The sequence below is a fragment of the Streptomyces sp. NPDC127068 genome, from assembly GCF_042724695.1.
Classification (GTDB): Bacteria; Actinomycetota; Actinomycetes; order Streptomycetales; family Streptomycetaceae; genus Streptomyces.
Map to the genome: position 1 here is coordinate 35,711 of NZ_JBHXEN010000030.1, position 19,048 is coordinate 54,758.

The following is a 19,048-nucleotide window of genomic DNA, read 5'->3' on the forward strand; positions in this document are numbered from 1 at the left end:
TCACGATCACCATTCGACACGGTCTACTACCCCCGTACATGGTCCGAGCTATGAACCTAGTGGGCACGGTCTCGCTGCGGAGTGCTTACCGAGGTTGTCCCGTAACTGGTCTACGCGCCGGCTCGGGGGGCGTGGACCGCGGTGGGGAAGAGTCGGTGTCCGTGCAGAGGAGGAGGCGTTCATTCGGTGTGCTCGCCGTTCATCTCCAGTACGCAGTGCCGCAGTTCGTAGCTGTCTATGGCTTCCAGGAAGCCGATCGTCGGCGGATTCACCATGCGCACTCCGGGTAAGGCGAACAGGCGGCTGAGGAAGATGTCCGTCTCCAGGAGAGCGATGTGCAGTCCCGGGCACTTGTGCGGGCCGTCACCGAAGGCCAGTCCCGGCGCTCCGGCGTCCTTCATGGCCCGTCCCGGGCGAAGGCAGTTCGGTCGGGCCCCGACCGTCCGTTCGTCGACGTTGACGTGGTCGAGCAGGATGTCGATGCGGTCGCCGGCCGGGACGGTCAGTGCTCCGCCGTGGGCGCCGGGCAGGTCGAGCGGTGCGGTGGTACGGCGGCTGAGACGGCCCAGGACCGGTTCGAGTCGCAGGATCTCCGCGAGTAGGGCGAGCCTGTCCGGCTCCTCCGCTCCCCGGTAGTGCGCCAGCAGCTCGGTGTCGGAGAACAGGTGCCAGGCCGCCGCGCTGATGAACTCACGGGTGGTGACCATGCCCGCTGCCGCGAAGGTGAGGCACTCGCCGAGGATTTCCGTGTTCGAGCAGCCGTCGTCGATGAGGTGGGAGATGAGATCGTCGCGCCGGGTCCGGCGGCGCGCCCGCACTGCGGGCCGCACATCGCCGACGTAGACCCGCAGCCAGTTGGTGTTCTGCCGCAGCATCCAGTAGATGCCGTGCGGACTCGTCAGTCCCGGCGTGCCGAATCGCTCCGGGAAGAAGCGTTCCAGTCGTTCCTTGATGCCGGGCCTGCTGTCCGTCAGGCCGATGACCGCGCAGGCCACCTCGATCGCGAGGTCGAAGCTGAGGTCGGACAGTCGTGCCCGGCGGTCGGCCCGGAGCCGGTCGATCTGGGTCTGAGTGACGCGGACCATGACGTCGCGGTAGTGCTGGTCGACGCGGCGCGGGGTGAAGAACCGTGCGGTTTGCCGACGGTGCTCGCGGTGCTCGGGGCCGTCCCGGTAGAGCACCGGGCGCCGGATGCGTTTCGGTAGCTTCGCGGCGGTCTCGACCCCGAGCCCGGCCTGCACGGTCGACGTACTGCGCAGCACGGCACGCGCCTCGTCGTACCCGCTCACCTCCCAGACCCCGTCGCTTCCTCGGGCGACGGGGCATTCCGGCACCGTTCCCCCGCGCTCGATCTTGCGGGACCCGAATTCCTGGTCCGATCCGGGTTCGACCGCGTTGCCCACGTCACCGGACGCTCCGTCCATGAGCGGGACCTCCCTCTCCTCGAAGACCTTGCCGAACGTCCGCGCCCGGTCCGGCCGTCCTGGCTGTGGCACGCTCCCGTGGAGCAGGGGGTGCCGCAGTGGACGGTGCTGGGTGGTTCCTTCCCGGTGGACGTGCAGGGGAAGCGGGTGTCCCGGCTCGACGCCGCGATCAGAGGCCCGCGTCGCGCATCCCGGGCAGGGCGTACCCGTCGGCCTCGTCCCAGGGAACGTCGAGGTCGTCCAGGTGCACGTGCCACTCGGCGTCCGGCACGGCCCGGCGCAACTCCGTCACGGAATCCAGCACATGGACGATCACCGGCACCACCCGCTCGGGGTCGACGGGCATCTTGGTGGAACCGGCGACGACCTCCCGCGGCTCGGCCGTGCCCCGGTCGTGCAGGTACAGGCTTTCCTCGTCGTCGTACGGGAACGAGGCCGTGCGCTCGGTGACCACGCGTGCCACCAGGGCCGACTCGCTCTCGTTCAAGGGTGTCGTGCGGTGCGCGCCGTAGTAGAGGGAAACACTCATGCTCGAAGCCTACGGAGGGGGTGTGACAGTGGGGGCGACGGTCGCGGGGGGGGACTCCCCGGCTCGATCCGCGCGGCGGCTCCGGTCTCTGGGGGAATCGGGCTCGGAGGGTGCTCCGGTACGGGTCCGTGGCGCGGTGACCCGTACCGGAGCGGGGCTCACGCCGCGTTCGGGCCCACGTCCGCGGTGGTCAGCGGGGAGCGCAGGGGCGCCGCCGTCGTGTGCTGGTCCGCGCCGATGTCACGGCTGCTGCCGCGCGGGTGACCGTCGACGTCGTCGTTCACGGCATGGGTCGTCGGCACGGCCGCGCCGATGGCCGGGCTGTTCGACAGGAGACGGAACACGCCGTCGGCGCCCTGCTGGAGGCGGGGATCGGTGCGGACGAAGCCGCCGGAGGGGATGGTGCCGTTGGCGGCCTGGCCCCACAGCAGGTTGCCCTGCCAGGTGAAGCCGGTGTGCTGCCCCAGCTCGACCAGGCTGCCCGCGTTGGCGACCAGGATGTTGTTGCTGAGGACGACGTCCCGGGGCTCGTGGGCGCGGTTCTCGCCCACGAGGGTGCGGGCGTTGTGGGCCAGGGTGTTGTGGGTGATCAGCGCCCGGTCACAGGCGTCGTTGCCCCGTTGCAGTGTCTTGGACTCGCCGGGGAGGTGGTCGCGGGCCGAGCCGCTGCCGATCACGAAGGCGCGCCCGGACAGCCCGGTCAGGTGGTTGTTGAACACCGTGTGGTCGTTGCCGTAGAGCCGGATGCCCTCGGTGCCGCCGACGAGGTGGTTGCCGTGCACGAGCGTGCCGTTGCCGTGGCGCAGCACGATGCCTCCGGCGCAGTCGCGGAGGGTGTTGTAGCGGATGAAGTTGTGCGAGGACTTCACCGAGATGGCCTCGGGGTCCCCGTTGCACTGCTCGAAGAGGTTGTACTCGACCACGGCCCCGGCGTTGTCGAGCGCCCGGTGGCTGACGCCGAGCCGGATGGACTCGCCGCCGTTGGTCCCGCCGTAGGTGTGACGGGCGAAGTGGTTGCGGAGGATGGTGAGGCCCTTGACCATCGTCTCCTTGTTCGGGTCGACGGGGGCGTCGGGGCCGTCGGCGACGAGGAACACGCCCTCGGTGGAACGGTCGTGGAAGTAGTTGCGGTCGACCTTGACCCCGTCCGCCTTCACCACGACCCAGTCGACGCCCGCGGTGTCGACGAGCTTGAAGTCGTTGCGGGTGAGCCGGATGTCGGAGCAGTCCGCCGGGATCACCAGGGTCTGACGCTGGCGGAAGGCGAAGCCGCTGATGGTGATGCCGCTGGAGTTGCTGAGGACGAAGCTCCGATCGCCCTGGAGCACCGCGCCGCCCCGGCTCTGGGAGACGATAGTGATGTGCGTGCCGATGCCGTGCCTGCCCGAGATCCGGATGCCGGCGGCGGGAACGTGGTAGGTGCCGTTGGCCAGGACGATCCGGTCGCCGGGCGCGGCGCGGTCGATCTCCCGCTGGAGGTCGGCGATGGAGCTGACGGTTACCGTGGCGGCGGACGCGCTGGTGGTGGTCAGGGCGGAGATCGGTGCGGTGGCGAAGGCCGCGCCGAGCAGGGTGCCGGTGAGAAAGGTACGTCGCTGCATGATGCCTCTCCTGCAGGGGGAGCCTCGTCGGCTTCCCGTGACCTCGGGCTCTCTGTCGGAGCCCGCTTCGCGGGCCCTTGTCGGTGGCCCGCCATGCGGAAGGAGGGGATGGGGACGGTTCCCGTTCCATGGCTGTTGCATGAACTCGGGCTGCGGCCGGGGAATCCTCCGCCCCCACCCGTGCGATATGCAGACATGTCCTCGGACGGGTCGGCGGGTTGGGATCGCGGCCGTGCCGGGGTCCGGCTCGACGGTCCCGTGGAGCGTGGGCGGGCTCGTGCTTCCGTGGGGTCCGCTCCGGGGGCGTACGTCTGGTGACGTGGGACGGTGTCGTCGGTGCCGGCCGTGGGGGTCATCGGTGCTCGCTTGGGGTGTTGTCCGCCTCGTCGCCGGGTTCGGTCACCCGGTGCGGTTGCGCGGGTGGCAGCATCCGCTCGGTGAGCAGCGCCGTGAACGCCGCGCAGGTCAGCAGTCCGCCCGCGAGGAACGTGGCCCGCACGCCCAGGGACGGGAGGACGAGGCCGCCGAGCAGCGCACCGGCTGCGACTCCCGCGTTGTAGGCACCGGAGTTGGCCGCGAGCGCGATCTCGGTTCGGCCGGGAGCGCAGCGCAGCATCTGGTTCTGCGTCGCCATGAACACCGGGCCGAGCGAACCGCCCAGCAGCGCCAGACACACGACCGCTCCCGCCCGGGCGGTGCCCGTCGCGTACAGGCCCAGCATGCCGATGGTTTGGGTGGCGACCGGGACGAGCAGCGTGCCGCGGGGGTAGCGGTCCAGGAGGGGGCCCGCGATCGTCACGCCGATCACTCCGGCGATTCCGGAGACCATCAGCAGGGCGCTGATCGAGGTGTCGGAGAAGTCGCTCACGTCCCCCAGGAACGTGACGACGTACGTGTAGCCCGCGAAGGCGCCGGTGACGGAGAGGGCCGTGGTCACCAGGACGATCCCGAACCGGCGCCTGTCCGGTGCCGAGCCGAAGGCGGCGTGTCCCTCCCCGGGGTGGGACGTGGGGAGGAGGACGGCGATCGTGACGAGGGAGAGCAGGCCCAGCCCGGCGAGCACGACGAGGGGTGCCTGCCACGCGCTGCGCTGACCCAGCCAGGTGCCGACGGGGACCCCGAGTACCAGCGCCAGTGAACCTGCCACCGACAGCACTCCGATGACCCGCCCCCGGACTTCCGGCGGGAACAGGCCGACCGCGACGGGGCCCATCACCGCCCAGAACAGCGCCTGAGCGAGCGCGGTCACCAGTCGGGCGACCATGAGCAGCCAGTAGCTGGAGCCCAGCGCCGCCACCAGGGTGGAGAGGACGAGCGCGGCCAGTAGCACGGTGAGCACATGGCGGCGCGGCACGGACCGGGTGGCGTGCGCGATCGGCAGGGAGACCACAGCGACGGTCAGTCCGTAGCCGGTGACCAGGTAGCCCACCGCGGAGAGGGACACGTGGAGGTCGACCGAGATGAGCTCAAGCAGCCCGATCGGCAGGTTCTCGGTGGTGTTGAAGGTGAACGCGGCCACCATCAGGGCTGCGAGCAGGGCCACCCGGTGCCCACGCGCCGGCGGTGCCGTTGTCATGCGACTTCTCCCCCGTGCGGACGTCGATCGCTCCGGGGCAACGTACCCACACGTGCGCTGCCTCGGACACGGCTCGTTCCTGTCTGAAATAGACTGTTGTGGTGAGTGAGAATCTTCCGTCCTGCCCCGAGTGTTCAAGCGTCCACACCTACGAGATGGGTGCGCTCCTGGTTTGCCCGGAGTGCGGCCACGAGTGGTCTCCGGGTTCGGAAACGGATCAGGAGGGTACGGCCGGAGTGGTCCGCGACGCGGTCGGCAACGTCCTTGTCGACGGGGACACCGTGACGGTGATCAAGACCCTGAAGGTCAAGGGCAGCCCGACCGGAATCAAGTCCGGCACCAAGGTCCGCAACATCCGCATCGTCGACGGCGCCGACGGCCACGACATCGACTGCAAGATCGACGGGTTCGGTGCGATGCAGCTCAAGTCCAGCGTGGTGAAGAAGGCCTGACGCCGCAAGGGGAGCGGGAGTTCGGGTGGTCGCCCCGGAAGCAGCGTGCTCCCGCTCCGCCCGGCACGCCGCTCCCGCCAGCGGTGCGCCGGGCTCTGCCGCTGTTCCCGGAGGCGCCTTCCTCCGGTGGTCAGAGGGGCAGGGTGACCCAGATGGTCTTGCCGTGACCGTCGGCGTCTGCCCGGATCTCGGCGGTGCCGCCGAGGTCCAGGGTGAGTTCGGTGACGGTGGCGAGGCCCCGGCCGGGGGCAGCTGCGTGGAGGGACGGTTGGTGGGGGTGACGGTCGTGGACGGCGAAGGCGAACGTGTCACGGCTGGCGGCGAACAGGACCGTCAGGTCCTCGCACAGGATGGCGGCGTGCCGGACGCTGTTGGTCACGAGTTCGGAGACGATCAGCAGGGCCGGGCCCACGCTCGGGTGGCTCGGGGAGATCCCCCATTGCCTCACCACTTGTTCGGCGGTCTCCCGGGCGGTGCGTACGGCCTTCCCGGTGGTGGGCAGGACCAGGACGAGTTGGAGGGGCAGCGCCTCTATCCCGGGGAACATCACAGGGACCGCCCACAGCGGTGGGGGCGGCCGACAACGGCCTGGGGGCGGGGACCAGCGACCGGGTCGCGCACCGGCAACGGACCGTCCCGGAACGGTTCCCGCACCCGGATGCGCACGGGATGCCCGAGCGTACGGACATACTCGGCCTGCGCCTGATCCAGCGGAACCCGCATCGCCCGCACTGCTCCCTCGTCTTCGACTGCTCGCGCCGGTCCTCCGCCCTTGCCGGCCGCCATCCGCGACACGGCACGAGATGACGACAGCCACGACCGGCAGCGGAGCGCCCTGTCGTGCCCGCACCGCACCGGCAGGCGGGCCGGACCACGCTCCACGAAGGAGTCCCGCGCCATGATGTATGGAGTTGCAGAACTTTGCAATTCGCCATGTAGTGGCAGTCGGCTTGGATGCTTGAGCGGTCAGGGCGGGACGCCCCGAACCCCGGGTCACGCCACAGCACCACCGTGCGACGGGTCGAGGTCGGGCACCGGGCCGGGAGCGGGCCCGTCTCCCCGGCCCGCGGTATCGCAAGGATCTCCCGCCCGTGCTCCAAAGAACGGGTACTGCATGCCTCGCAGCCTCATTGTCAGTGGTCGATGCGAACATCCTGAGACAACACATGAGGAGAACAGCACATGGGCACCTGGGACGTCGGACCCTTCGACAACGACACCGCCGCCGACTTCGGAGGTGGCCTGGACGATGCGGCGTTGAACGAACGTGAAGCCATGATCCGCCGCGCGCTCGAAAGCGCTGTCGGTCCCACGGACTACCTCGACGCGTACTACGGCGAGCGAGCCGTGGCGGCAGCCGCCCTGCTTGCCGCACAGCAACTCGACGGCGAGCCTGCGTGTGCGAACTACGGTCCGTCGAAGCAGCTGCCGGATCTGCCCGCGGACCTTCGCGTGCTCGCCGTCAGCGCCCTGACCCAAGTGCTCTCCGAAGGGTCCGAGCTCGCCGAACTCTGGAACGAATCCGCGGACGGACCGCAGTGGCGACAGGACGTCATCCGGCTCCGTGACGCCCTTGACCCGTCCGTCCCGTCACGAGGGGACGTCACCTCCGCCGGGATCTGACCGACACCGCACGCCGCGGCCACTGTCAGTGGCGGATGGCAGCATCGGGCGCATGACGGACAGCACGGGGTTCGACTGGCCGCCCTTCCTCCTCAAGTGGAGCGGGGAGTGGGCGGATTGCGCACCGGACGACGAGACGCGGAGCGAGCGGGACGCGGCAGCGCAGCGGGCTCGATGGTTGGGATTCCCGCCCGCGTCCGAGGAGCGGATCGTCGCCATGGAGGCGCGCCTCGGCCGGCGGATGCCACCGTCGTACCGGGAGTTCCTCAAGGTCAGCGATGGCTGGCAGCACGCGGGCGGGTTCGTGTGGCTGCTGGCCGGGACGGCGGAAGCGCGTTGGCACGACGACGAGTACGGTCTCGCGGACACGTTCGAGGAGTACGTGGACGAGGACGCCGAGCCGGAGGAGCGGCGGGGCGCTGAGGTGTGGCGGCACGGGCTGCAACTGGACGTCGAGTCCGATGCCACTCACCTGGTCATGGATCCCGAGGGGGTGGGTGAGGACGGCGAGTGGGCCGTGTACAGCTGGGCGAGCTGGCGGGCCGAGCCGCCCCGGCACTACCCGAGCTTCTTCGCGTTCATGCAGGACATGCACCGGGAGTTCCACTCCTTGCGGGCGGGTCCGCACCATGAGGGGCCGGTGTTCGTCAATGACACGACGCGGGAGCAGGACGCGTGGGTGGACGAGGCTCGGTGGGAAGCCCTGCGGGGTGGGTGGGGGCGTGCCCAAGCGCTGTTGGACGGGGCTGCGGGGTACGGCAGGCCGCGGGCTGCCGGGTTGGGCGACCAGATCCGTCGCTTGCGGGGACACCGCGAGGCGTCCTTCGAGGGCCTGGTGACGGATCCGCGGTACGCGCCGGAGTTGCTGCCGGTGCTGGTGGCCGGGCAGGCGACGCACCCGTACCGGGAGGACTCCACGCTGCCGTTCGTCCTGCGCGGCGCCGACGACGAGGTGATGGCCCTGGCCCGGGCGACGGTGGAGCAGGTGCGCAGCGGCGAGTACCGGTACGCGCCGGGCGGCCCGTTCGGGGAGGCGGTCGAGCGGGCGCGGGAGCTGGCCCGGTGGGGAGACACCGACGAGGCCTGGCAGACGCTGCGGGCGGCGTTGCCGCTGTGGGAGCCACTGGGGCCGGATCATCTGGCACCGCTGGGGTGGGTCGCCGATCCCGTGCTCGGGCCGTTGCTGACCTCGGAGCGGGGCCGTGAGCTGTTGTCCACTCCGAGGGGCGGGCAGGTGGGTGGGGTTCCGGAGCCGACTGCCGGGCTCGACCCGGGCGGCCTTGCCTGGCTCGCCGACCCGGGTTCGTTCGCTAGCCGCACCTGCTACCGGTTCGTGCTGGTGGAGGGGGTGGAGCCGGCGGAGTTGCCCGGACGCCTCGCGGACGGGGCCGCGGAGCTGGGTCGGCCCCGGTCCTTCTGGGAGGCCTGCCAGTCGGCGCCGCGGCACCGGAGGGAGTTCCCGTACGAGGATGACGAGGCCCGCGTGGTGGTCGGCCGGGCCGGCACCGGCTGGAGTTTCGCCTTCGACGGTACTCCCGCCCGGTTCGACCGGCACCAGTTCGTCTCCCCCGCCCCGGCTGCCTCCACCGGCACCCGCGCGGTGGTGGTGTGGTGCGGGTGGAGAGCAGGGGTCCACGGGGCCTTCTTCCACCTCTCCGTGGCGCGGGACGGTGCCGAACAGTACGCGTTCACGTACGTGGACGGAGAGGTGTGCACCCGTGGGGAGGTACCGCGGGCCTTGGACCCGAGCCGGTTCTTCGATGGCCAGGGGGACGGCGTCGAGGTGGAACGTTCGCTGCTGGAAGCGGTGGCCGGGGAGTTCGGCGCCCGTCTACCGCGTCACGCGATCGAGGCCGGTCGGCTGCACTCCTTCACCACCCGCTCCTGGACGGCGCCGGAGGACGCGGGGTCCCGCCCGAGGCTGCGGAGCTACTGGACGACCGCCCGTCCGGAAGACGGGCAGCCGGAGGAAGGCGAGATGCGACGCCTGAGGTAGGCCGGCTGGGCCCGAGGGTGTCTGCCTCGCCCGCGCGACGGTGCTGCCGAGCCGGTGCTGAGCATCACTCGGCAGCGGGCCGTCGCATGGGTGGGGGAAGCGAAGGTGAACGGTGCGTACCGCGAAGGCGCATGCGGCCGGCCGATGCCATCGGCTGCGGGGCAGGTCGCCACCGAGAGCGCCTGGAACCGTTGCCCGGTCGGCCGCCGTCCTCAGCTGGGTGGTGGGTTAGTTGAGGACGACGATGTCCGTGCGGATCCGGAGGCCGCTGCCCCAGGCGACGTTGATCTTGACGGTGACGAGCCCGGCGGCGGGGACGATGTTCGCCACGGTGATGGGCGCAGCCCCCAGGAACCGCACGTTGTTGCCGTCGATCTCGCTGGCCGCGACGAGAACCGTCGAGTTCGCGTTGATGACGTTCCAGGTGATGGGGTAGTTGACCCAGTTGTTGTACGGGCCCCAGTTGACCCAGCCACGCCACACGTCGACAACGTTGCCGCCGGCGACGGCGCCCGCGATCTGCTCGGCGGTTTCGATGGGGGTTTCCGGTGCGGTGATGACGGACACAGTGGTCCCCTCTCCACGCGAGCACGACCCCTACACCGACCGGCTGATCCAGCCGAGGGCCCGTGCTCCACTACGTTCAGTGTCCGACCCCTCACGCTTCGCAGCAACGCCCCGAAAGGGTGAATCGGGCCGACACGCACGCACCTGGACGATCGTGACTTCCGCGCCATGGTACGGACCGGCAGGTCAGACGGCCTCCACCCGTGCCCGGCAAGTCGGCCGCGCTCTCGGTGACTTGCCGGGCCAGGCTCCGGTCAAGGGAGCGCGCGACCCGGCCCGCTGCCCGGCGGAACGGCTGCCGGACAGCGGGCCGCGGTCAGGACGACCGGACGGTCACGGGGTGCAGGAACACGGGGAGCCGGCGGTCACGCGGACGTCGTCGATGACGGGCCCGTAGGCGCCGGAGACGGTGCTGGCGAACCCGAGGGTCGTCGTCGGCGCGTTGGCCACGAAGGTCACCTGCCGTTGGACGTAGCCCATGGCCGCGCGGGTCTTGCCCGTGGAGTCGAACGAGAAGTCCTGGAAGTTCTGTCCGTCGATCAGGACCTTGCCCGTCTTCACCGCCGGACTGCCCTCGGGGTTGGCGGCCAGCGCATAGGTGACCGTGTACGTCCGCCCCACGATCGTGGAGAAGCTCTGTGCGACGGAGCCCGTCTGACCGGCGTTCAGATCGACGGACTGGTCGCCTTCGGCCGCCTGCCAGAACCCGGCGCCGATCAGGTCCACTCCCCCGGACGTGACCTGCCACGGTCCGATCGACTGTCCACTGGTGAGGGTGGTGAACGAGTTCGCCGGCGCGGTGGGGTACTCGAAACTGCCGTCGTCGAACCTGCTCACGGCCGCCGCGGACGGGGCGGCCCACGCCGCACCCGGACCGGCCGTGAGGAGTCCCGCCGCGATTACGGCGACGGCCAAGGAACGCGCAACTGCCATGTGTACCTCCTGAAGGGGGGTGAGTGCACTGTCCTGCCCCGTCAGCCTTTCGGCACGCAGGAGGGGGTGAGAAGGCGTGCGCCGGGGTGTGCAGGAGTGATCAAGCAGAGCGCAGGGACCGTGCACACGCCGGAACGCTCCGACGAGCCGGTCCGGTCCGGTGTGAACGATCCACCGCGGCCACCAAGGGTCCGTTTCGTGGGGGGCCGTCCCGAGTCAGAGGTGTTCCTCGACCATAGCGACCAGACGCACGGCTTCGTCCTCGTCGTGGTCGCCGACGGTGAGGGAGCGCTCTGCGGCGCCGCGGTAGGCGGCCCGTCCGGGGGTCGGGTCGTCGACGAGGTGGACGAGCGGGCGGACCGCACGCTCCGGACGTTGGCCGAGCAGGGGCGCGAGCACGACGGCGGCGACTTTCATGGCCGTCCCGACCTCACCCGCGAAGCTGGAGCGCACCAGCCGGGCCGGGCCCCAGGTCACGTAGGCGAGGTTCGGGTTGTCGGTGGTGGCGACGATGCCGAGGAGTTCGTTGGCGCGCCGCTGCTGGGCGTTGGACCGCCTGAAGGTGAACCCGTCCGCCATCCCGGGGTCGTCGAACGCGATGGCGTCCGCGGGCGCGCCGGGCACGGCGGTGTTGATGACGACGGGGCGCCCGGCCGCCCGGAGCAGCGGGGCGAGCCCGGTGACGAGCAGGTACTTGCTCAGGAAGAACAGCACCCAGGACGCCTCGTGCCCCTCGGTCGTGACCTGGCGGCGTTGCCGGATGTAGGAAGCGGCGAGGATCAGTGCGTCGATGTGCTGGTGGTGCGTCGCCAGGTGGTCGACCACGCGGCGGCCGTCACCCAGGGAGGACAGGTCGGCCGCGAGGAACTCGGCCCGCGTCGTGGCCGACGGGTCCCCGCCGGCCACGCCCGAGACCAGTGCCTCGAACTTTCCGCGGCTGCGCCCGACGACTACGACGCGGTCGCCCGCGGTGAGGAAGTGACGCGCCAGCGCGGCGCCCATTCCGTCGGTGCCTCCCGTGATCACGATCGTCTTCATGCCGGCCCACCCCTCCGTAACGGAACACGTGTTCCGGAACACCGTAGCAGCAAGCGGAACAGCTGTTCCGAATCGCTATAGTGAGGGGATGACAGGGGAACGGAGACAACGGCGGGACGCGGCGGCCAACAGGGAGCGCATCCTCATCGCTGCGCAGGACGCCTTCCGTAGCAGCGGCATGACCGTGGACATGCGGGCCGTCGCCGCGGCGGCCGGTGTCGGCATCGGGACCCTGTACCGGCACTTCCCCACCCGCGAGGACCTCGTACGGGCCGTCACCGGCACCGACCTCGCCGCACTCGCCGGGGGTGCGCTGCCCCCGCACGTCTCCGCGATCGACGGTCTGCACGCCTTCTTCGGAACGGCGATCGTCCACCTCGCCACCAACAAGGCGCTGGTCGACCTCCTCACGGACGGATCGCCGTCGGATGAGGACCTCGAACGCTGCCTCCTCCATCTGACCGCGATCGGCCAGGACGCCGTGGACCGTTCCCGCGCTGATCACACCCTCGCGGCTGACGTGACCGCCCACGACATCGCCTACCGCCTCCTGGCTCTCATCCGCATCGTGCAACTGATGCCCGACGCCGGGCCGGAGGCGATCGAGCACCAAGTGGGCCTCACCCTGCGCGGCTTGGCCTCGCACTGAGGCTCCGGCGACGGCCCGGTGCGGTGCGGTGGGCAGCGCGGGTGCGCACCGGGCCGCTCGCCCTCGGCTGCGTTCCCTACCGGAAGGCGGACAGGCCCGTCATGGCCTGACCGATGACGAGCTTGTGCATCTCGGGGGTGCCCTCGTACGTCAGCACGGATTCGAGGTTGGCCATGTGCCGGATCACCGGGTACTCCAGGGAGATCCCGTTGGCGCCCAGGACGGTGCGCGCGGTGCGGCAGATGTCCAGGGCCTTGTTCACGTTGTTGAGCTTGCCCATGCTGACCTGTTCGGGCCGCAGCCCCGGACCGTCCTTGCGCCGGCCCAGGTGCAGGGCGAGCAGGGTGCCGCAGGTCAGCTCCACCGCCATCTCGGCCAACTTCTCCTGCGTGAGCTGGAAGCCCGCGATCGGCTTGCCGAACTGCGCACGCTGCCCCGCGTACTCCAGGGCCGCGTGGAGGGAACTGCGGGCGGCTCCCATCGCGCCCCAGACGATGCCGTAGCGCGCCTCGTTCAGACAGGACAGCGGGCCGCGCAGCCCCCGTACCTCGGGCAGCACCGCGTCGGCCGGCAACCGGACCCCGTCCAGGACGAGTTCGCTGGTGACCGATGCCCGCAGCGACAGCTTGTGCTTGATCAGCGGGGCGGAGAACCCGGGGCTGTCGGTCGGCACCACGAAGCCGCGCACGCCCTCCTCGGTCCGGGCCCACACCACCGCCACGTCGGCGACGGAACCGTTGGTGATCCACATCTTGCGGCCGTCGAGGACCCAGTCGCCGCCGTCCCGTACGGCACGGGTGCGCATGCCGGCCGGGTCGGAGCCGTGGTCGGGCTCGGTCAGGCCGAAGCACCCGATGGCCTCGCCCGCGGCCATCGACGGCAGCCACCGCTGCTTCTGCTCCTCGCTGCCGTGCTTCCAGATCGCGTACATCGCCAACGAGCCCTGGACGCTGACCAGTGAGCGGATGCCCGAGTCGCTGGCCTCCAGCTCCAGACAGGCGAGGCCGTAGTCGACGGCGCTCATCCCCGCACAGCCGTAACCCTCCAGGTGCATGCCGAGCAGGCCGAGGCCACCGAACTCCTTGGCCAGCTCACGGATGGCGGGCAGTTCGCCCTTCTCGAACCATTCGGCGACGTAGGGGTCAACGGCGGAGTCGCAGACCTGCCGGACGGCCGCCCGGACCGCCTTCTCCTCGGGACTGAGCAGATCGTCGATGCCGGCCAGGTCGAGCGGATCGCTCGTGACGCGTGCGGGGTCGGATGCGGTGGACATGGGTCCTGCCTTTCGGATGCGGGGCTGGGGCTACTCGTCGTCCGGGGACGAGGGGTACGCGGGGCCGGCGGCCCGACCGGTCAGCTGCCGGTGGGAAGTGGCTCGTCGTCCGGCCCGGAGAGCCAGGCGCGGACCGCCGTGCCGTGCTCGTCCAACCGAGGCGGTGGCGAAGCCTCCTGGACCAGGCCGGTGGAGTACGTGACCGGGTGCCGGGGCGCGGGTGTCCCCCCGCCGGCCGGAGTCACGGTGGGCGACAGCTCCAGTTCCTCGGCGAGTGCGAACCCGTCGGCGACCGTGCCGACCTTCCCCGCCGGGACCCCCGCCTCGGTGAGCCGCGCCTGCCAGTCGGAACCGTCCCCGTGCGCCAGACGCCGCTCCAGGGCCACCACCAGGTGCTCACGGTGGGCGACCCGCCCGGCGTTGGTGGCGAACCGCTCGTCCTGCGCCAGCTCCGCGGCGCCGAGCGCGGCGGCCAGCCGGGCGAACTGGCCGTCGTTGCCGCAGGCTACCGCCAGCAACCCGTCACGACAGCGGAGCATCTCGTAGGGGGCGATGGAGGGATGACGATTGCCCATCCGCCCGGGCGGCAGGCCGGTCTCCAGGTAGCCCTGGGCCTGGTTCACCAGGGAGCCCAACAGGCTGGACAGCAGAGTGACCTCCACCCGGCAGCCGCGTCCGGTCCGGGCCCGCGCCGCCAGCGCGGCCAACACGCCGATCACGGCGTCCTTGCCGGTCAGCACGTCGACCAGGGCGACCCCGACCTTCGTCGGTTCGCCGTCGGTCCCGCCGGTGATGCTCATCAGACCGCCGACGGCCTGGACGACGAAGTCGTAGCCCGGCAGTCCGGCCCCCGCGCCACCGCCGAACCCGGTGATCGAGCAGTACACGACGCCGGGGTTGACGGCGGACACCTGCTCGTAGCCGAGGCCCAGGCGCTCCAGGGAGCCGGTGCGGAAGTTCTCCACCACGACGTCCGCACGGTGGGCCAACTCCTGCCCGAGGGCGCGGTCGGCGTCGTCGGTCAGGTCGAGGGCGACGCCCAGCTTGGAACGGTTGACGCTCTCGAAGTACGTCGTGGACGTCGCCGACCAGGGCGGTCCCCAGGACCGGGTGTCGTCCCCGGAACCGGGCCGCTCCACCTTGACGACGGTCGCACCCAGATCGGCCAGGGTCATGGTGCACAGCGGCCCGGCCAGCACCCGGCTGAAGTCCGCGACCAACACACCGTCCAGAGGTCCGTTCATGCGCCGCCTCCCCTGGTTGCGGCGGACGCGGAACGCGGTACGCCGTCCAACCGTCGGACCACGCCCCAGGGGTTGTCGTCGCGCAGCGCCTCGGGCAGCGCGGCCCGAGGCGCGTTCTGGTAGGTGACCGGACGGGTGAAGCGGTCCAGCGCGCCCGCACCGACGCTGGTGGCGTCCGGCCTGCTGGTCGCGGGCCAGGGACCACCGTGCTGCTGCGCCCAGGAGGTCGCCACCCCGGTCGGCCAGCCGTCGACGACCACCCGCCCGGACCGTCCCGCCAGCCGCTCCACGAGCCACGGCAGGTCGGGATCGGCCGGTCCTGCCGAGATCACCGAAGCGGCCAGGGACGGCTGGAGTGCGGCCAGCGCCTCCCGTAGACCGGCCACGCCGTGGTACTCCACGACCAGGGCCACCGGGCCGAAGCACTCCTCCAGTAGCCGGGAGCCGGCGCGTAGGGCCCGCGCGGGTGCGGTGAGTACCGTCGGCGCGGCGGTGAACCCCTCTGCGGACGGTGGTACGGAGGCCAACGGCTCGGCCCCCGCGGTCACCAGGTCGGCGATCCCCCGCCGACAGGCCGCCGCGATCTCCGCGGTCAACAGCCAACCGGGCCGCACGCCGTTCAGGGCCGTGGCGACCGCGGTCGCGGCGCCGCTGCCCGCGGGGGCCAGCAGCAGACCGGGCTTGGTGCAGAACTGGCCCTGCCCCAGGGTGAAGGACTCGGTGAAGCCCTGCGCCGCGGCGGTCAGCCGGGCCGGGTCCGCAGCGGTGGCGGGCGTGAGGACCGCCGGGTTGACGGTCCCCATCTCGGCGAAGACGGGCACGGGCACCGGGCGGCGGGCAGCTCGTTCGACCAATGCCATGCCACCGCGCTGCGATCCGGTGAAGGCCACGGCCGTCACCTCGGGCGCGTCCACGAGGGCGAGTCCCGCGTCGAAGCCGGTGACCAGTGCCCAGGCCCCCGCCGGTGCGCCGGCGGCGCGCAACGCGTCCGAGACCAGCGCACCGAGTCGGGCACTCAGCCGGGGATGCGCGGGATGCGCCTTGACCAGGACGGGGCACCCGGCGGCCAGGGCGGACGCGGTGTCGTGCCCGACGACCCCGAACGCGAACGGGAAGTTGCTGGCGCCGAAGACCGCCACCGGGCCGAGCGGCCGGTTGACGCGCCGCAACTCCACCGAGCCGGTCGTGGGCGGCCCGTCGATCCGGATGCCGAGCCAGCCGCCCTCCACGGCGACCGATCCGTAGCAGCGCAGCTGTGCGGCCGTGCGACCCACCTCACCGTGCAACCGGTCCGGGCCCAGCGCGGTTTCGGCGTCGGCGAGCGCGGTCAACTCGTCGGCGTGCTCCACCAGGGAGTCCGCGACGGCGCCGAGCCATGCCGCCCGTACCGCGGGGGCGCGGGAGGCGACCTCGTCCGCGTCCCGCGCGGCGGTGGCGAGGAGGGCGGACAGCTCCGCGGGCGTGGTGGCCGACGGCCCGACGGTCGCGGCGCCGGTGCGCGGGTCACGGCTCGCCTCGGCCCCGGGTTCCGCGGCGGGCCGCGTCTCGGCAGGGGGGACAGCTGCGGACATCGGGGACGTCCTTCCGTCGGCGGGTCGCTGGTCCTTCGCAAGCTATGCGCGACCGGGTCTGGAAGTCCTTGTACGTTTCATCCGACAATGGTCGGACCCTGTGCGAACCGCACGTCCTTCGACACCGGGAGGGCCCGTGCCCGCGCTCGACGACCTCGTACGGCTGCTGGGCGCCGACCTCGCACCGGTCACCCCGGCGGTTCCGCCTCCGCTGGACATCACCGGCGTCCACGTCAGCGAGCTGACCGACCCGACGCCGTATCTCGCCGGCGGGGAGCTCCTGCTCACCACCGGTATGGGGCTCACCAACCAGACGGCGCAGGCCCGGGCGTACACCGCGCGGCTGGTGGCCCGCGGGGTCGCCGCGCTCGGCATCGGTCTCGGGCCCGTGCACGCCCGCGTCCCCGAGACCCTCGTCCGGGCGTGCGAGGCGGTCGGGCTCCCGCTGTGCGCCGTCCCCGCGCCCACTCCCTTCCTCACCATCGCGCGCACCTACTGGTCGCTGACCGCCGCTGCCGGGCAGGAGGAACTCACCGCCGCCCTCGGCGCCCACCGTGAACTCGTCCGCTCAGCCGCCGGGCCGGACCCCGTGCGCGCCGTGGTGCGCACCCTGGCCGCCGCCGTGGAGGGCTGGGCCGCCCAGCTCACCCCGCAGGGCGAGGTGCGGGCGGTCTGGCCGCGCGAGTACCGTTCGAGCGCCCGGCGGATCGCGGCGGAGGTCGCTCGGCTGCGCGTGGCGGGCCCGCACTCCTCCGCGACGTTCCCGCTGGGCGACGACGACGTCGTACTCCATCCGCTGACCGGCCGCGGACCGCTGAGCGGCTTCGTCGCCACCGGCTGCCCCCGGCCGATGACGGCCCCCGACCGGCAGCTCGTCCTGACCGCGTGCGCGCTGCTCGCCCTCCAGGGCGAACAGCGGCGGCGGGGTGTGGCGGCGGCCCGTACCGCGCGGGCCTGTGTGGCCCGACTGGTACTGAGCGGTCACCTCGACGCCGCCCGGTCCCTGGGCGCCGACCTCGGTCTGCCGGCGATCGCCCCCCGGGTCCGGTTGTTCGCCGTGGCGGGGCTGACCGACGGTACCGACGAGGCGCTCGACGCACTCGAACCGGCGGTCGGCGGCGGCCACCAGCTGCTGGCCGTCGCCGAACCGGACGCGGTCTGGGCCCTGGCCGAACCTCATGACGCGGAGGCGGTACGGGGGGCGCTACAGCGGTTGACGGCGGAACGGTTCCCCGGTGCCCGAGCCGTTCTCGGCGCCCCGGCTTCCGTGGCCGAACTGCACCGGCAACTGCCGGCGCTCAGCCGAACCCTGGCCACGGTCCCGCCGGGCGTCCTGCGCGACCTGGCTGCTAACGGAACGCCCACGGCCCCTTCGCTGGACCCGATCCTCGGCTACCGGCGTGCCGATCTGGTGGGTGCCGTCGCCGCCTATCTGCGGCACCGGGGCCACTGGGAGCGTGCCGCAGCCGACCTCGGAGTGCACCGCAACACCCTGCGGCACCGCATCGCGACCGCGACCCGGCTGATGGGCGCGGACCTCGACGACCCGGACACGGCGAGCCGGATCTGGCTGCGTCTGCGGGAGAACGGCCTGGCCTGACCGGCCGAGCCGGGGACCGACGCCGGTGGCGCACCCGGCCGACGGAACCGCTCCACCGGCTGCACGCTGGGGAGTGGGTATCCGGCCCGGTGGTAGACAGGACCCGAGACGCCCGTCCGGCCCGCACCGCGGTCGGTGGACGTCAGGCGGACGGGGCCGGGACTGATGGAGCTGCCCTGGAATTGCTGTTCAAGGGTTTCTTGGGAGTCCATCTCATGCAGCGAAATGATTCTTCCCGAACCATCGTGGTGGCGGGCGGGACCGACGGAACGGCTCGGGGCGGCGGACCGCTTCGCCTTCGTCCGGGCCGATCTCAGTTCGATCGCGGCGGTGCGCAAGGTGATCCGGTACGTCTGTGCAGCGCACCCCGTCATCGACGCCCTGGTGCTCACGGCGAACCGTCAGAACCTCACGCGCGCGGAGTTCGCGGAGGGCATCGAGTCCACCCTCTCCCTGTACTACCTGAGCCGTTACCTGCTCGGCCACGGGTTCGCCGAGCAGTTCGACGCCGCGGCCGACCTGGTGATCATCAACGTGGCCGGTCCCGGCATCAAGGCGGGTTCGGTCGTGTGGGACGACATCCAGCTCAGCGGCAGGTACTCCACCCTGCGTGCCCAACTCCAGGCAGGGCGGGCCAACGACCTCCTCGCGGTGGCGTTCGCGGAGAACCCTTCGAGCAAGGCCACGTACGTGCTCTACCACCCGGGTTTCACCCGGACGGATGCGATCAACCAGTTCAACCAGCCCGTGCGCGCTCGTGAAGGCGTACGCCAAGGTGGGCGCCAAGTCGGTCGCCGAATCCGCCGCGCCGATGATCAAGTGGATCGAGAACCCTCCGGCCAAGCGCCTCACCGTGGACGACCGGGGCGAACCGGTGGACCTCAGCCTCAAGGCGTTCGACAAGGGCGACGCGTCCCGACTCGTCGGGGTCACCGAGGAACTGCTCAGGGGCCGGTGAATGCCCGTCGCACC

General features: G+C 71.5%; 17 protein-coding genes and 1 pseudogene. 6 read left to right on the forward strand and 12 right to left on the reverse strand.

Translation table 11 applies throughout. The features are described 5' to 3' along the window. Positions 1-179 precede the first annotated feature (179 nt). The 4 genes from ACFWIA_RS19900 to ACFWIA_RS19915 form a co-directional block, all read right to left on the reverse strand. A complete protein-coding gene (locus ACFWIA_RS19900; protein ID WP_387006812.1) occupies positions 180-1,496 on the reverse strand; it encodes a cytochrome P450 in 1,317 nt (438 codons plus the stop codon). A gap of 97 nt (positions 1,497-1,593) precedes the next feature. Next, positions 1,594-1,953, reverse strand: coding sequence for a hypothetical protein (locus tag ACFWIA_RS19905; RefSeq protein ID WP_387006815.1), 360 nt, complete (start codon positions 1,951-1,953; stop codon positions 1,594-1,596). Between the two features lie 158 nt (positions 1,954-2,111). Further along, positions 2,112-3,554 carry a polysaccharide lyase 6 family protein gene (locus ACFWIA_RS19910; RefSeq protein ID WP_387006818.1) on the reverse strand — a complete coding sequence of 481 codons (1,443 nt, stop codon included), beginning with the start codon at positions 3,552-3,554 and terminating at the stop codon, positions 2,112-2,114. 352 nt (positions 3,555-3,906) lie between these two features. Beyond that, complete coding sequence (locus tag ACFWIA_RS19915) at positions 3,907-5,130, reverse strand: MFS transporter (protein WP_387006821.1); 1,224 nt, start codon at positions 5,128-5,130, stop codon at positions 3,907-3,909. 101 nt (positions 5,131-5,231) lie between these two features. Here ACFWIA_RS19915 and ACFWIA_RS19920 point away from each other — a divergent pair, with 101 nt between their 5' ends. Next, positions 5,232-5,582 (forward strand): zinc ribbon domain-containing protein YjdM, encoded by a 351-nt coding sequence (locus ACFWIA_RS19920; RefSeq protein ID WP_387006824.1) that lies wholly within the window; start codon positions 5,232-5,234, stop codon positions 5,580-5,582. A gap of 130 nt (positions 5,583-5,712) precedes the next feature. Here ACFWIA_RS19920 and ACFWIA_RS19925 read toward each other — a convergent pair whose 3' ends face one another. Both ACFWIA_RS19925 and ACFWIA_RS19930 read right to left on the reverse strand, forming a co-directional pair. Next, positions 5,713-6,129, reverse strand: a complete 417-nt coding sequence (locus ACFWIA_RS19925) for an ATP-binding protein (protein ID WP_387006827.1) — start codon at positions 6,127-6,129, stop codon at positions 5,713-5,715. 56 nt (positions 6,130-6,185) lie between these two features. After that, a pseudogene (locus ACFWIA_RS19930) lies at positions 6,186-6,305 on the reverse strand (transcriptional regulator); the annotation flags it as partial. Positions 6,306-6,764: 459 nt separating this feature from the next. Here ACFWIA_RS19930 and ACFWIA_RS19935 point away from each other — a divergent pair. After that, on the forward strand, positions 6,765-7,205 hold the full coding sequence (locus ACFWIA_RS19935; RefSeq protein ID WP_387006830.1) for a DUF4259 domain-containing protein: 441 nt from the start codon (positions 6,765-6,767) through the stop codon (positions 7,203-7,205). 52 nt (positions 7,206-7,257) lie between these two features. After that, positions 7,258-9,201: an SMI1/KNR4 family protein gene (locus tag ACFWIA_RS19940; RefSeq protein WP_387006833.1), complete on the forward strand. Its 1,944-nt coding sequence runs from the start codon at positions 7,258-7,260 to the stop codon at positions 9,199-9,201. A gap of 228 nt (positions 9,202-9,429) precedes the next feature. On the opposite strand, the gene ACFWIA_RS19945 is transcribed toward ACFWIA_RS19940, so the two are convergent. The 3 genes from ACFWIA_RS19945 to ACFWIA_RS19955 form a co-directional block, all read right to left on the reverse strand. Beyond that, on the reverse strand, positions 9,430-9,768 hold the full coding sequence (locus ACFWIA_RS19945; RefSeq protein ID WP_385495078.1) for a hypothetical protein: 339 nt from the start codon (positions 9,766-9,768) through the stop codon (positions 9,430-9,432). A gap of 333 nt (positions 9,769-10,101) precedes the next feature. After that, positions 10,102-10,701 carry a choice-of-anchor C family protein gene (locus tag ACFWIA_RS19950; RefSeq protein WP_387006836.1) on the reverse strand — a complete coding sequence of 200 codons (600 nt, stop codon included), beginning with the start codon at positions 10,699-10,701 and terminating at the stop codon, positions 10,102-10,104. 216 nt (positions 10,702-10,917) lie between these two features. Continuing rightward, positions 10,918-11,739, reverse strand: coding sequence for an SDR family NAD(P)-dependent oxidoreductase (locus ACFWIA_RS19955; RefSeq protein ID WP_387006839.1), 822 nt, complete (start codon positions 11,737-11,739; stop codon positions 10,918-10,920). Between the two features lie 88 nt (positions 11,740-11,827). Between ACFWIA_RS19955 and ACFWIA_RS19960 the strand changes: the two genes are divergently transcribed. Beyond that, on the forward strand, positions 11,828-12,388 hold the full coding sequence (locus tag ACFWIA_RS19960) for a TetR/AcrR family transcriptional regulator (protein WP_387006841.1): 561 nt from the start codon (positions 11,828-11,830) through the stop codon (positions 12,386-12,388). 76 nt (positions 12,389-12,464) lie between these two features. Here the strand turns inward: ACFWIA_RS19960 and ACFWIA_RS19965 are convergent, their stop codons facing one another. From ACFWIA_RS19965 to ACFWIA_RS19975, 3 genes are all read right to left on the reverse strand, one after another. After that, complete coding sequence (locus ACFWIA_RS19965) at positions 12,465-13,661, reverse strand: acyl-CoA dehydrogenase family protein (RefSeq protein WP_387006844.1); 1,197 nt, start codon at positions 13,659-13,661, stop codon at positions 12,465-12,467. A gap of 80 nt (positions 13,662-13,741) precedes the next feature. Beyond that, positions 13,742-14,905, reverse strand: a complete 1,164-nt coding sequence (locus ACFWIA_RS19970) for a CaiB/BaiF CoA transferase family protein (protein WP_387006847.1) — start codon at positions 14,903-14,905, stop codon at positions 13,742-13,744. Further along, entirely contained in the window at positions 14,902-16,476 is a 1,575-nt protein-coding gene (locus tag ACFWIA_RS19975; protein ID WP_387006849.1) for an aldehyde dehydrogenase family protein, read from the reverse strand. The genes ACFWIA_RS19970 and ACFWIA_RS19975 overlap by 4 nt, the downstream gene beginning before the upstream one ends. A gap of 136 nt (positions 16,477-16,612) precedes the next feature. Here ACFWIA_RS19975 and ACFWIA_RS19980 point away from each other — a divergent pair, with 136 nt between their 5' ends. Together ACFWIA_RS19980 and ACFWIA_RS19985 are read left to right on the forward strand one after the other, a co-directional pair. After that, complete coding sequence (locus tag ACFWIA_RS19980; RefSeq protein WP_387006852.1) at positions 16,613-18,076, forward strand: PucR family transcriptional regulator; 1,464 nt, start codon at positions 16,613-16,615, stop codon at positions 18,074-18,076. A gap of 721 nt (positions 18,077-18,797) precedes the next feature. Then, positions 18,798-19,034, forward strand: coding sequence for a hypothetical protein (locus ACFWIA_RS19985; RefSeq protein ID WP_387006855.1), 237 nt, complete (start codon positions 18,798-18,800; stop codon positions 19,032-19,034). The last annotated feature ends 14 nt before the right edge of the window (positions 19,035-19,048 follow it).

Excerpts from the sequence above, each read along its gene's own strand:
- ACFWIA_RS19960 (WP_387006841.1), top strand. The coding sequence starts at position 11,828 with ATGACAGGGGAACGGAGACAACGGCGGGACGCGGCGGCCAACAGGGAG.
- ACFWIA_RS19915 (WP_387006821.1), bottom strand. The coding sequence starts at position 5,130 with ATGACAACGGCACCGCCGGCGCGTGGGCACCGGGTGGCCCTGCTCGCA.
- ACFWIA_RS19905 (WP_387006815.1), bottom strand. The coding sequence starts at position 1,953 with ATGAGTGTTTCCCTCTACTACGGCGCGCACCGCACGACACCCTTGAAC.
- ACFWIA_RS19965 (WP_387006844.1), bottom strand. The coding sequence starts at position 13,661 with ATGTCCACCGCATCCGACCCCGCACGCGTCACGAGCGATCCGCTCGAC.
- ACFWIA_RS19985 (WP_387006855.1), top strand. The coding sequence starts at position 18,798 with ATGCGATCAACCAGTTCAACCAGCCCGTGCGCGCTCGTGAAGGCGTAC.
- ACFWIA_RS19975 (WP_387006849.1), bottom strand. The coding sequence starts at position 16,476 with ATGTCCGCAGCTGTCCCCCCTGCCGAGACGCGGCCCGCCGCGGAACCC.
- ACFWIA_RS19925 (WP_387006827.1), bottom strand. The coding sequence starts at position 6,129 with ATGTTCCCCGGGATAGAGGCGCTGCCCCTCCAACTCGTCCTGGTCCTG.
- ACFWIA_RS19955 (WP_387006839.1), bottom strand. The coding sequence starts at position 11,739 with ATGAAGACGATCGTGATCACGGGAGGCACCGACGGAATGGGCGCCGCG.
- ACFWIA_RS19970 (WP_387006847.1), bottom strand. The coding sequence starts at position 14,905 with ATGAACGGACCTCTGGACGGTGTGTTGGTCGCGGACTTCAGCCGGGTG.
- ACFWIA_RS19940 (WP_387006833.1), top strand. The coding sequence starts at position 7,258 with ATGACGGACAGCACGGGGTTCGACTGGCCGCCCTTCCTCCTCAAGTGG.
- ACFWIA_RS19950 (WP_387006836.1), bottom strand. The coding sequence starts at position 10,701 with ATGGCAGTTGCGCGTTCCTTGGCCGTCGCCGTAATCGCGGCGGGACTC.
- ACFWIA_RS19935 (WP_387006830.1), top strand. The coding sequence starts at position 6,765 with ATGGGCACCTGGGACGTCGGACCCTTCGACAACGACACCGCCGCCGAC.
- ACFWIA_RS19910 (WP_387006818.1), bottom strand. The coding sequence starts at position 3,554 with ATGCAGCGACGTACCTTTCTCACCGGCACCCTGCTCGGCGCGGCCTTC.